General features: G+C 44.4%; 10 protein-coding genes. 8 read left to right on the forward strand and 2 right to left on the reverse strand.

All coding sequences use genetic code 11. The features are described from left to right. Positions 1-73: 73 nt before the first annotated feature. Positions 74-1,024, forward strand: a complete 951-nt coding sequence (dusB, locus tag ABUE30_RS07355) for a tRNA dihydrouridine synthase DusB (RefSeq protein ID WP_408623071.1) — start codon at positions 74-76, stop codon at positions 1,022-1,024. A gap of 34 nt (positions 1,025-1,058) precedes the next feature. After that, positions 1,059-1,358 carry a DNA-binding transcriptional regulator Fis gene (gene fis, locus ABUE30_RS07360; protein ID WP_131912414.1) on the forward strand — a complete coding sequence of 100 codons (300 nt, stop codon included), beginning with the start codon at positions 1,059-1,061 and terminating at the stop codon, positions 1,356-1,358. Positions 1,359-2,006: 648 nt separating this feature from the next. Here fis and ABUE30_RS07365 read toward each other — a convergent pair. Then, positions 2,007-2,939 (reverse strand): FAD:protein FMN transferase, encoded by a 933-nt coding sequence (locus tag ABUE30_RS07365; RefSeq protein ID WP_408623072.1) that lies wholly within the window; start codon positions 2,937-2,939, stop codon positions 2,007-2,009. 20 nt (positions 2,940-2,959) lie between these two features. Beyond that, complete coding sequence (locus tag ABUE30_RS07370; protein WP_408623073.1) at positions 2,960-3,901, reverse strand: LysR family transcriptional regulator; 942 nt, start codon at positions 3,899-3,901, stop codon at positions 2,960-2,962. A gap of 138 nt (positions 3,902-4,039) precedes the next feature. Between ABUE30_RS07370 and ABUE30_RS07375 the strand changes: the two genes are divergently transcribed. The 6 genes from ABUE30_RS07375 to ABUE30_RS07400 all read left to right on the forward strand — a co-directional run bounded on the left by ABUE30_RS07375 (position 4,040) and on the right by ABUE30_RS07400 (position 12,547). Further along, positions 4,040-4,648 carry an NADPH-dependent FMN reductase gene (locus ABUE30_RS07375; protein ID WP_408623074.1) on the forward strand — a complete coding sequence of 203 codons (609 nt, stop codon included), beginning with the start codon at positions 4,040-4,042 and terminating at the stop codon, positions 4,646-4,648. Between the two features lie 5 nt (positions 4,649-4,653). Continuing rightward, on the forward strand, positions 4,654-7,074 hold the full coding sequence (locus tag ABUE30_RS07380; RefSeq protein ID WP_408623075.1) for a flavocytochrome c: 2,421 nt from the start codon (positions 4,654-4,656) through the stop codon (positions 7,072-7,074). A gap of 1,153 nt (positions 7,075-8,227) precedes the next feature. After that, positions 8,228-9,277 (forward strand): LacI family DNA-binding transcriptional regulator, encoded by a 1,050-nt coding sequence (locus ABUE30_RS07385; RefSeq protein ID WP_408623076.1) that lies wholly within the window; start codon positions 8,228-8,230, stop codon positions 9,275-9,277. A 118-nt stretch (positions 9,278-9,395) separates the two neighbouring features. Next, the gene (locus tag ABUE30_RS07390) at positions 9,396-10,649 is read left to right on the forward strand and encodes an ABC transporter substrate-binding protein (RefSeq protein ID WP_408623077.1); all 1,254 of its coding nucleotides are present in this window, start codon (positions 9,396-9,398) and stop codon (positions 10,647-10,649) included. Positions 10,650-10,727: 78 nt separating this feature from the next. Continuing rightward, positions 10,728-11,654 (forward strand): carbohydrate ABC transporter permease, encoded by a 927-nt coding sequence (locus tag ABUE30_RS07395; RefSeq protein WP_408623078.1) that lies wholly within the window; start codon positions 10,728-10,730, stop codon positions 11,652-11,654. Between the two features lie 32 nt (positions 11,655-11,686). Beyond that, positions 11,687-12,547 (forward strand): carbohydrate ABC transporter permease, encoded by an 861-nt coding sequence (locus ABUE30_RS07400; protein WP_408623204.1) that lies wholly within the window; start codon positions 11,687-11,689, stop codon positions 12,545-12,547. Positions 12,548-12,567 lie beyond the last annotated feature (20 nt).

Consider the following 12,567-nt stretch of genomic DNA (forward strand, 5'->3'; position numbering starts at 1 on the left):
GACCTTTTCACCTGCACTAAAAAGGCGTAACATACGCCGCCTTTGGACATGATAAGAAAAGGCAACTACCGCAATGCAGATAGGTCCTTATCGGCTCGACAGCCCCGTTATTCTCGCGCCAATGGCAGGGGTAACTGATCGGCCTTTTCGGATTCTATGTAAACGGTTAGGTGCTGGATTGGCCGTCTCTGAGATGCTTTCGAGTAATCCCCGAGTCTGGCACAGTCGGAAGTCACGCCAACGAATGGATCATCTTGGTGAACCAGGGCTACGTAGCGTTCAAATTGCGGGCTCTGATCCTGAGTTAATGGCTCGAGCTGCTCAAATCAATGTTGATAACGGGGCTCAAATCATCGATATCAACATGGGATGTCCAGCAAAAAAAGTGAATAAAAAACTGGCAGGCTCAGCTCTAATGCAAGATCCACCCTTAGTGGCACGTATTCTTGAAGCTGTCGTCAATGCTGTCGATGTACCAGTGACATTAAAAATGCGCACTGGCTGGGCGCCCGAACATCGTAACGCCATTGAGCTTGCGAAACTGGCAGAGCAAGCAGGAATTCAAGCACTAGCCGTCCATGGACGAACCCGTGCTTGTATGTATAAAGGGAATGCAGAGTACCAGACTATCGCCCAAGTTAAACAGGCGGTGTCTATCCCTGTGATCGCCAATGGCGATATCACAACACCTGAAAAGGCACAGCAGGTACTCACACTAACAGGTGCAGATGCCATCATGGTCGGTCGCGGAGCACAAGGGAATCCTTGGTTGTTCGGGCAGATCAATCACTATCTGAAAACCGGTGAGCAATTAGCACCACCCAAAAAACAGGATGTTGTTCAGGTGATGTTAGAGCACTTAGAAAATCTTTACCGATTTTACGGTGAGCATTTAGGTGTACGTATTGCCCGCAAGCATGTGGGTTGGTATGTCAACAACCACGCGGATGCAGCGTCGTTTCGCCGCGAATTTAACCGACTAGAGTCGGCCTCGGCACAAACCGCTGCTATTAACCATTTTTAATCATTAAACGTATAACATAAAAAGAGCGACGAGTATGTTTGAGACTAATTTAACCACAAATACTCTTTCAACAGTGACCACCACTGCTGGCAGTTCCGAACCAAAACAGCGCCCATTGCGCGATTCCGTAGAACAAGCTCTGCGCAACTACTTCGCTCAATTAGAAGGTGAAGATGTCACTGAGTTGTATGAACTGGTTTTATCTGAAGTTGAAGCACCGATGCTGGACGTCGTGATGCAATATACTCGTGGTAACCAAACCCGTGCTTCAATCCTATTAGGGATCAACCGCGGCACACTGCGTAAAAAACTGAAAAAATACGGCATGAACTAATCTTAAAAATTTAGTTCTACCAAAACAAAGGCTTATGACCAAAATCATAAGCCTTTGTTGTATTTGTTACACACGGTAAATCCGCTCCCTCTTCATTTTCTTAGATTTTTCATTTTTGGATTTTTCTGGGAAGATCTCGACTGGCTCACAAATCGGAACATTTGTGATCACGAAAGCAAGTTAATGGATTGCAGGCAGTAATAAGGAATTTAAAGTGGACGATGCCCATAAGGAACTGACGACAAGTCTTGAATCGCTTTATGATTATATTCGAAGATAGACTTACTAACTACTTGTAACCCAGGGCAGTTACACAGAATTATTTACAGGGTTATCGACCACGGCTCTTTGTGGCCAAGCTTTTGCCATATCAGGCGGCAGTACTGGCTGACCGACTCGGCCGATTTTTCACCGCCAAGCACAAAGCTAGTATGCTCAGTTTCTACTTTCAATTCCAGTAGCCACTGTACTACCCCGTCAGGAATTGGCCGGAGGATTTTCTCCAAGGTTTTGCTATTAACTTTAGGCTTTGTCCACCATCAATATCGATTTAATAGTGGGTCTGTCGCATTACTAAAATTGGGTCAACTGATCTTGCTGAGTTTCTTATGACCAAGCTCTCCTGACACGCTTTGGAGCAGAAACGGACTAAGCCATCATTATCTTGTCCCTAATATTGGCAGTGGTGGCTAATTGCCCATCAATTGTAATAACAATGGCTTCCATACCCTCTATATGATTGACTGTTTCTAAAATACTTCTGGGGTCCAATCCAAAGAGTTTAGTGGTGTAGATGTCACAATCTAATGATTTATCCGAGATAATGCTTACGGAGGCCACATTGTTGTCAACAGGGTAGCCATTGTGACTATCAAAAATGTGGTGGTACTTATTTCCATTGTGCTCAAAGGTCCTTTCATAGATACCTGAGGTCACTACTGACTGATTTCTTATCTTGACCTTTGCAACGCTGTGGCCTCTTGGCAGAAAAGGGTTCTGTATACCAACATCCCAATCGCGGTTTTTTTTAGGTGATTCTCCATAAACAAGCAAGTTGCCGCCAATATCAATCATGGCAGAAACAGGCTGTTTTTCCTTGAAGAAATCCATGATTTTATCGCTGAAATATCCCTTAGCAATGGCACCCAGATCTATTTCAAGACCTTCCTTGTCAAAAAACACCGATCTTTGGTCATCGTCCAGGACAATATTGGCAGGGTCTAAGCGACCCAATACCTGTCGGATCTCTTCTTGGCTTGGAACCCTTGCTTCTTCAAATCCAATACGCCAAAGCTTGATCAAAGGGCCAATGGCAATGTTTAAAAAACTATTGGGTTCAAGGCTGTGCTCTCTTCCTATCTTGATTAATTCATACAAATCCTGATCGACGACTACGGGTCTATTGGCTGCCGTTGTTTTCAAAACATACAATTGAGACAGATTACTGTTGGCGCTAAAGACTTGCTCGTAACGCTTTAACATTAAACCAGCTTCTGTTAGCCACTTCTCTGCCCGCTCGCCCTTAAAATAAAGTCGAATTTTGGTTCCCATAAGGTCTATCACTTTATTCCCTTCGGTCATGCATACCCCTTTTCATGGCATCAGTTGTGGGCTGTATCCTTATAATGTAGGAATGAATCAAGTAGGCCTTGCTCCATAACGGAAAGTGCTCTGCTACTGTGATGGGCGATGAAATAATCTAAGTTCAATTGGTCAATTGGCAGCGGATAAATATTATACTTTAAGGGACATGGCTCAATGACCAGACTTTCAGGGACAAAAGTAACACCGGAATCGGCCATAGCAAGATGTTTTACTGTGGCTATTTCGCTGCTTTCTAGAACGATATTGGGCTTTATTTTATAAATACTCAATAAATGATCCACCTGCGCTCTAATGGCTGATCCTTTAGAGGTTAAAACAAGCTTCTGCCGCAATAAGTCTTCCATGGCAATACTGCCTTGTGTAATTGTGGCGGTATCTTCTTGATAAAGCTCACAAGATTTGGGTATAACTGCAAAATACCCGTGCCTTCCCCAAGAAACAGTAAGAAGATTTGGGGCGATATTACTCGAGTTCTGCCCTATCCAAAAGTCCACCTCCCCTTTTAAAAGCCGCTTTTCATTGTTTTCCGGTATATCTTCCACCAACTCTATTTGACAATCGGGGTAGAGGTCCAAAAACTTGGGCAAAAATAGCGGGATAAGATAGGTACCGATACTGGCTAATATACCGATTTTTATCATCTTCTTATCCATGTCGGTGATTGCCGCGATTTGACTGCGCATATTGGAGTGAGCGGTCTCGAGCAAGCCAAGATAATCATAATAAATTTTGCCCTGCTCGGTTAAACGGTAAGGCAGCTCTCTGCGGTTAATGATCTGACAATTCAGCTCATTTTCAATCCGTTTAATCACCTGAGTTAAATAGGGTTGAGAAATGTAGAGTGAATCAGCCGCTTTGCTGTAATTGCTAAACTTAAGCAAGGCATCAATAAAATATAAGATGTGTTGATTGTGATATTTTGACATCTTATCTCCCATGTCTGCTCCATAGCCCAGCTACTATAACAAATCACTTATTAAGTATGAATATATAGCTATTAGATAGCTTTTGCATACTGTGTTAAAACAATACCCAGAAACTAAATATGGTTTTTACAGTATAGGAGTCCACCTAATATGAACTACTTAGCTATTGTTGGCACCAATTCTGAAGTGTCAACAAACCGTATGCTACTGCAATTCATGCAAGAGCACTTTAAAGCAGCAGCCCAATTGGAACTCTATGAGATAAAAGACTTGCCTGCTTTTTACGAAGCTGAAGATGACCAAGTGCCTCAGGAAGTTGAAGCCCTGTCTGCAAAAATTCTTCAGGCAGATGGCGTTATCATTGCGACACCGGAGTACGACCACGCAATTCCCGCTGTGTTAAAGAGTGCATTGGAATGGATCAGTTATACCAGTCAGGCTCTTACTGATAAGCCTGTCTTGATTGTGGGGGCTTCCCATGGCGCCTTAGGTTCTTCCCGAGCTCAAGCCCACCTTCGTCAGATTCTCGACTCCCCAGAATTAGCCGCACGAATTATGCCCAGCAGCGAATTCCTACTTGGAAAATCACAAGCCGCCTTTAACGCTAGTGGCACTTTAATCTATGAAGATAAGCTGGCTGAACTCGATGAGATTTTTAGAGAATTTGTTCTATTTACAGAGATCATAACAAAACTATTATCAGAAAAAGCTGTGATCAAAAAAGATAAAAAATTCGCTTGGCAAACTCAGAAGGCATAAGAGAAATGAAATTTACAGCAATCATCGGAACCACTTCTCCAAAGTCCTATAACCGGACACTGCTTCAGTTTATGCAAGCGCATTTTAGCGACAAGGCACAAATTGAACTGTTGGAAATCAACGAAGTACCCATGTTTAATCAGGACACCCCGTCTAACAGTCCACAGCTCTTGGAAATTAATGATAAAATCATAGCAAGTGATGGAGTCATTATTGCAACGCCGGAATATAACCACTCCATTCCCTCTAGCCTGAAGAGCCTGCTTGAATGGCTAAGCTTCGAGCGCCATCCCCTAGATGGCAAGCCTGTTATGATCCTAGGCGCGTCCATTGATGCTCAGGGCTCCTCCCGTGCTCAGTTACACCTTCGTCAGATATTGGATGCCCCTGGGGTCAACGCACATGTTATGCCTGGATACGAATTCTTACTTGGCAATGCCCACAAGGCCTTTGATGACAAAGATCAACTGAACAGCGAAGGTACCATAGACTTTTTGGAAATATGCTTTTTAAGATTCATGCGTTTTGCCAAGATCTCGAACCAATTAAATGAAGAAGAGGATTTTTCTTTCAAACCCGGCACCTATGAAGTCAGTTCCTTAGGTCATGGTGGAGCCCTCCCACTGAAGGTATCCTTCAGCAAAAAGAAAATCGAAAGCATTAATATTGACACCAGCGGTGAGACAGAAGGTTTGGCTGACGTTGTATTTGTTAGAATCCCCGACAAGATCATCGAGGGTCAAACCCTTAACGTGGATGTCCTGTCTGGCGCATCAGAGACGAGTAATGCGGTTATTGATGGCGTTGCTAAGGCGGTTAAACTTGCCGGTGTTAATCCTGACATTTTAAAAAGACGCCCGAAACCTGCCAGCAGTTTGAATCGTGGAGATGAAGAGTATACCTGTGATGTCGTTGTCATTGGTGGGGGTGGCGCTGGGTTAAGTGCGGCAGCAACCGTCTTACAAGAAGGCAAGAGTGCCATCATACTAGAAAAATACCCAGCCGTTGGTGGCAACACTATCCGTACCGGTGGTCCTATTAATGCCGCTGACCCTGAGTGGCAGAGATCTTTCCAAGAAAACCCAGGCGAAAGACATACCATCGAAGCCCTATTAAACACGGATGAAAATGATATTCACCAAGAGTATTTAGCTGACTTCAAAGCGCTGAAAAACGAATTTGCTACCTACCAAAAACATTTTGGTAATGACAAAGGCTATCTATTTGATTCTCCACTGCTTCACAGAATGCAGACCTATTTCGGTGGCAAGCGTACTGACCTCAAAGGAAACAACATTTATGGCCAATACGACCTGGTTAAGATCTTAACAGACAGAGCCTTGGAGAGTGTTAAATGGCTCGAGGAAATCGGTGTTGAGTATAACAAAGACATCGTTTTTGCTCCTGTTGGTGCCCTATGGCGTCGTGGTCATAAGCCAGTCAAAAAGTATGGTACAGCCTTTATTCTTGCGTTAAGCAAATATATTGCAGACATGTCTGGAACCATTATCACCGATAGCCCAGCAAAAGAATTTCTAATCGAAGATGGTGAAATCAAAGGGGTTATTGCCACAGGTGTGAACGGACAGACCATTACCATTCATGCCAAAGCGGTTGTTCTGGCCAGCGGTGGCTTTGGCGCTAATACCAAGATGCTAAAACAGTACAATACCTACTGGAGCAACATCGCCGACGATGTCAAGACAACCAACTCCTACGCAATGACCGGTGACGGCATCCTTCTTGGTCAATCAGTGGGTGCAGGCTTAACAGGTATGGGCTTCACTCAGATGATGCCAGTAGCAGACCCTAATACTGGTGAACTCTTCAGTGGCCTTCAAGTACCACCGGAAAACTTCGTCATTGTGAACAAACAGGGTAAACGTTTCATCAATGAATTCGCCGGACGAGATGTATTGACCAAAGCAGTACTTGCAGAAGGTGGTCTTTTCTATCTAATTGCTGATGATGAGATCAAAAAAACCGCGGCCAATACCAGTCAGGAGAAAATTGACCGTCAAGTTGAAGAAGGTACCCTCTTTAGAGCTGATACGCTTGAACAGTTAGCCGTTAAAGTGGGAATGGATCCAGAAGTGCTAGTGGATACAATCAACAAATACAATAGCTATGTAGAGGCGGGAGAGGATCCTGAATTCCACAAGGATACCTTTAGCTTGAAAGTGGAAAAAGCGCCTTTCTATGCAACCCCTAGACAACCAGCTGTTCACCATACAATGGGTGGACTTAAGATTGATACAGCCACTCGAGTTCTAGATGAAAATAACCAACCTATCAAGAACCTATATGCTGCTGGTGAAGTGGCCGGTGGTATCCATGCAGGCAACCGACTCGGCGGTAATGCACTAGCAGATATCTTTACTTTTGGTCGAATTGCAGGAAAAACGGCTATTGAAGAAATGAACTAAAACAGGCTAAAGCGAGAGAGCAAGGCCAATGAACACTTGGCCTTTCTTACCACCATTACATAGGTTCCCTATACGGTGATTCAATCAAATTGACATTTGGATAGTGAATAGTTGTCAACTATTGAAACTAGCCCGATTTGGGCGTTCATGTTTATAACGCCAACGATATAAACAACATCAAAAAATTTGCTCGCTTTAAATCTGAAAATCCAGAAAATTTTCAGTTGCTCAATTAGCAACTTTCATACACTTATCCACAGAACACCAAGGTGAGGCAATGTCTCACTTTTTTATTACTACCTTGTGAGCTCGTTGACGCCTTCAGAACAGATAATGAAGGTAACATCCACAGACTTGCTCAGCTCTTTCAGTCCCAAATGGATTTTTGAATAACCATGCTATGCATGATGTGTGTCAGATTACTTTTTGTATAGAAAACAGCGATGATCATTTAGGGAATGATTGGTCGAACTAAAAATCATGGGGAATAATCAATTCATCCAAAGCATGGCTTTCAAAAAATCCCCGTTTACGGCAATCAAATATCTATTCTTGCAGTGAGCGCTTTTTCAGAAATGATAGGCTTTATATTGGAGATATAGTCTACTCATCCAAGTTCAGTCAGACTGTTATCTCATGTTAAGACAGAGCCTGTCAGTTTAGCGTTGCCGCAAACCGTCTAAGCACAGATAGCGTTTCCACCCAATAGTATTTCCAGTGACGCTCTTTTGCACCGAATTATCGCTGATGAGATCCCCCGTTCTAGACCGTGTTGAGTATTTTTAATGCTCACTTCACGATATCAGCAATATCTGAGGCATGCGATAAACACCGACACACATCAGATGGGCGAATATGGCCTTATCCAAGGAGTCACTGTCCACTTTTAGGATGCATCGAATACTTTTAGTTAGTGTGGGAATTACCGCTTCACGTTCTTATTCGACAGCAATGGGAATGAAACACCAAAGTGATCTTGCGCAGAAAACGACCAAAAATATGCGGCCAAATATTGACGATCATGACTTTAGGTGTAAATCTTTTTTACATGAGCAAACGATAAACCAACATTGAGCAAACGTTTTACCATAGATGAGCAAACGTTTGCTCACTATAAAAATAATCAATTTGGAGATGTAAATTGATAGCGAAAGTGTCGAAACAGCCATTAGGCGGCGCATATCAGCGCAGCACGATTCGTGATGTAGCGGAAAAAGCGAAGACCAGTGTCACAACGGCATCGAGAGCTCTTAATGGTACGGGGCGCATGACGGATGAAACGAGAAAGCGCGTGCATGAAGTCGCGGCAGAACTTAACTATCGACCCAATTCGATTGCCCGTGGTTTGGTCCAGCAGCGCTCGTTTACGCTGGGCTTGCTGACTAATGATACCTATGGGCGTTTTACTTTGCCTATGGTTACAGGGCTTTCTGAGGCGATGGTGGATCGTGGTGTGTCGGTTTTTTTAAGTGCGGGCGAGTATAAACCAGAGCGTTTGCAGCTCAATTTACGGGCGATGGAGGAGAAGCGCGTCGATGGACTGGTGATTACAGGTAAACGGATTGATCGTGGATTGCCAATTGAATTGCCACCTATGGGAATGCCCGTAGTTTACGTTAACGCCGCCTGCCCGAAGGGAGCAACAGGTTTTGTGCCAGATGACCTGAATGGCGCAAAGAACGCAGTGAACCATCTTATTTCTGCTGGTCGGCGCAAAATCGCGCATATTACTGGGCCATATGATTTTAAGGCTGCTCGCCTGCGTGAACAGGGTTGGCGTCATGCTTTGTATGAAAGTGGGCTTGAACCTTATGGTAATGCGCTCTTTTCTAGCTGGACTGAAGCACATGGCTATGATGCGACACGTATGCTTTTTTCCTCCTCAGATGAAAAACCGGACGCAATTTTTTGCGGTAATGATCAGATTGCTCGAGGCGTGGTGGATGCATTTGCGTTGCTAGGCATTAGCGTTCCCGACGATGTAGCCATTGTGGGCTATGACAACTGGGAAATTTTTGCCAAAGCAACACGCCCCCCCCTGACGACAGTTGATATGGAGTTAGCGGGCCTCGGGCGTAGTGCTGGCTTGGCATTGTTAGACATGATAGCCGGCAAAGTAGTCAAACCAGGTATTCAAGAGATGCCTTGCAAACTGATTGTTCGCGAATCCTGCGGGGCAGATTCCGGTCGGAATATGCTCTAAGGGTCTCTCGTAACGGATGAACTGCGAAGAAGAAAAATAAGCGCTATTGGGCAAACGTTAGTTCAGCGTTATCGAGCCATTTGGATAATAACAATAATGAAATAAGAGGTTACTGAAAATGAAGATCAATACGCTAATAAGTAGTGCTGTCATCGCCGCGATGACTTTGTCTGGGTTCGTTCAGGCAGAAACCTTTTCACTCTGGGCCCGCTCTGATGACTCAGAATTTATGCCGAAGCTGGTCGATGCTTTCAATGCCAAGAGCAAGGATAAAGTCGAATTACAGCTTGTACCGACCAATGAAGTCGTGCAGAAATATGCGATCGCGGCGGCTGGCGGTTCAGCACCCGATGCACTCTCGTTAGATCTCATCTATACACCCGCTTTTTCACAAGCGGGTCAATTAAAGGATCTCACGAAATTTGCCAAATCACTTCCTTATTACGACAAATTATCGAAGGCTCATCTCTCTGCGGGTACCTATGATGGAAAAATCTATGGCATGCCATTTTCAGGAGATGCTTCGGTACTTGTTTGGAATAAAGATCTATTTAAAAAAGCGGGGCTTGATCCAAACAAGCCACCGAAAAACTGGGCGGAGATCCGAGCCGATGCGAAGGCTGTTTCTGCACTAGGCCCTAATACATATGGCTATTACTTCTCTGGTAATTGTGGGGGCTGCAATATATTTACCTTTATGCCATTAGTGTGGGCCTCTGGCGGTCAGCTTTTGACAGATGGTGGTAAAAAGGTCACGGTGGATACACCACAAATGAAAGCAGCCATCAGGTTTTATCAGGGCATGGTGTTAGACCACCTCGTACCAGATGGATCGAAAACAGATAGTGGTTCCAATTTTTTTGCTGCCTTTGCCGGTAACAATATTGGCATCTCTCCAGCGGGCTCGTTTGCCATTGGCGCGCTCAATAACCAGTACCCTAATCTGGATTATGGAGTCACTTACATTCCTGGTGAAAACGGCGGGACATCATCCTTCGCTGGCGGTGACAATATCATCGTATCGGCGGGGACCTCTAACAAAAAAATGTCTGCTATCGAGTCCTTTATTAAATTTGCTTACTCATTAGAAGGTCAAAAAATACTAGCGAAAAACGGTTCTCTTCCCGTACGCAGCGACATCGCAAAACAGGCACTAAAAGGCTTGGACCCACGCTATCAGATCGCAGCAAAAGCCATGGCTGAAGGCCGAACCCCCTACACCCCATTGTTTAATGATCTCATTAATTCAACAAATGGTCCTTGGATCACGATGTTAAATAGAGCTTTCTTTGCAAAAAATAAGAACGAAGTGACGAAGGCTATCCATGTAGCTCAAAGTAAAATGCAATCTATTGTAGATAATGCAAATTAGATCGTCATTAAACTGAAGCTGTTTGTCGGCTGGAACAGACTTTCTGGCTGACAGACTTTGCTGCATAAGGATATTTGTATGAATGAGAACGCAGTGTCTGGAACGGCTCAACCTAAAACATACCAGAAAAAACGGCGTAACCGTCGACATTGGATAGGTCTTATCTACGTTCTTCCCGCTTTATCTCTGGTCATGATGTTTTTTATTGTACCGCTTTGCATGACGGTATGGATGTCATTCCATAAATGGCCGTTGATGGGAATACCTCGTTGGGTCGGACTACGCAATTACACGCGACTTTTCTCCGACCAAGGTTTTTGGTCATCGCTTTGGTTTACAACCGAATACACCGTGGTTGTCACGATCGCGCTATTGGGATTTGCTCTCATTTTAGCACTTATGGTGCAAGGGCAAAGCCGTTTAATTTCAATTTATCGAACGGTCTATTTTCTACCGGTAGTGACAGGATTCGCCTCTGCGGCACTCCTTTGGGTGTGGCTTTCCAATGTGGATTCTGGTTTGTTCTCACTGCTCTTCGAGAAGTTTGGTTTGACACATGGGCGAGTCAACCTATTAGCCAGTTTTACGCCTGCTTTTTGGTCAGTCATTGTGATGGTGGTTTGGAAAATGGCAGGCTTTTATATGGTGATCTTAATGAGTGGCCTGCAATCCATTCCTTCAGATTATCAAGAAGCGGCTCGGATTGATGGCGCCAACATATTGCAACGTTTTCGCTATATTACTCTGCCACTGATTCGCAAGCCGTTTGCACTCGCGCTTATTCTATGCGTTTCAGGTTCGATGCTCGCCTTTGATCAGTTTTACATCATCCTGAGTGGCGGACCGCAGAATCAAACAATCACAGCCGTTTACAAAATCTTTCTTGAAAGTTTTGTATCCTTCAGGCTGGGGTATGGCGCAGCTCTTTCCATCGTGCTACTGGTCATTTTGCTCAGTTTGAGTGTACTTCAGCTCCTACTGTTGCGGGATTCGGAGGATAAATAATGTCAAATATAACCGATTCAAATCGACCGATAATAACAACAACCCAGCACCATCAAGGTAGAATTCGCTATCATCGGTTGGTATTCCATATAACCGCTGTTTTTGTCGCAGGCCTTTTTCTTGCACCACTGGTTTGGGTGATCCTAGCAAGCTTTCGCTCACCAGAAGAATCCAGTCGGCCACCCTTACCACCTTGGCCAACGCAGGGTTTTAGTCTGTCTAGTTATGAACGATTGGAACAGTTCGGGCAGTCGATGCTGCATTGCGCTGGCAATTCTTTGTTTGTCGCCGTTGGCACCACTATGTTGACTATCGTGATTGCGCTTTTGGCTGGCTACGGCTTTTCTCGTTATCGATTTCCATTTAAAAACCTTGTTTTTCTGTTGATTTTATCAACCATGATGGTTCCATTTCAGTCTATTTTAGCGCCACTCTTTCTACTGTTGTCAAAGATGGGGCTGCAAAATACGCTGACCGGATTGGTATTTATCTACACCACACTCCAGCTACCTTTTTCAGTGTTCATGATGCGTAATGCTTTTGACTCGGTACCGAAAGCGATCGAAGAAGCAGCTCGCATGGATGGTATTAAAGGGATCAGAATGCTAGTTCAGGTTATGGGCCCTCTCGTGATGCCTGCCGTGGTAACCGTTGGTTTGTTCGCCTTTCTCAACGCATGGAATGAGTTTCTAGCGGCTTTGGTATTACTGACAGATCAATCAAAATTCACTCTTCCAGTGATGATGACAGCCGTGCGTTCTGGACGATACGGCTCAGTAGATTGGGGCGCTGTGCAGGCAGGGGTCACCCTCATGATGATCCCCTGCATGATCTTGTTTCTCATTCTGCAACGTTCTTATATCCGTGGATTAACAGCCGGAGCGGTGAAATAAACAATCTTTTGGAAAGGATA

The organism is Celerinatantimonas yamalensis, from assembly GCF_046054155.1.
In the GTDB taxonomy this organism is placed as follows: domain Bacteria; phylum Pseudomonadota; class Gammaproteobacteria; order Enterobacterales; family Celerinatantimonadaceae; genus Celerinatantimonas; species Celerinatantimonas yamalensis.

Excerpts from the sequence above, each read along its gene's own strand:
- ABUE30_RS07375 (WP_408623074.1), top strand. The coding sequence starts at position 4,040 with ATGAACTACTTAGCTATTGTTGGCACCAATTCTGAAGTGTCAACAAAC.
- ABUE30_RS07370 (WP_408623073.1), bottom strand. The coding sequence starts at position 3,901 with ATGGGAGATAAGATGTCAAAATATCACAATCAACACATCTTATATTTT.
- ABUE30_RS07380 (WP_408623075.1), top strand. The coding sequence starts at position 4,654 with ATGAAATTTACAGCAATCATCGGAACCACTTCTCCAAAGTCCTATAAC.
- ABUE30_RS07365 (WP_408623072.1), bottom strand. The coding sequence starts at position 2,939 with ATGACCGAAGGGAATAAAGTGATAGACCTTATGGGAACCAAAATTCGA.
- ABUE30_RS07390 (WP_408623077.1), top strand. The coding sequence starts at position 9,396 with ATGAAGATCAATACGCTAATAAGTAGTGCTGTCATCGCCGCGATGACT.
- dusB (WP_408623071.1), top strand. The coding sequence starts at position 74 with ATGCAGATAGGTCCTTATCGGCTCGACAGCCCCGTTATTCTCGCGCCA.
- fis (WP_131912414.1), top strand. The coding sequence starts at position 1,059 with ATGTTTGAGACTAATTTAACCACAAATACTCTTTCAACAGTGACCACC.
- ABUE30_RS07395 (WP_408623078.1), top strand. The coding sequence starts at position 10,728 with ATGAATGAGAACGCAGTGTCTGGAACGGCTCAACCTAAAACATACCAG.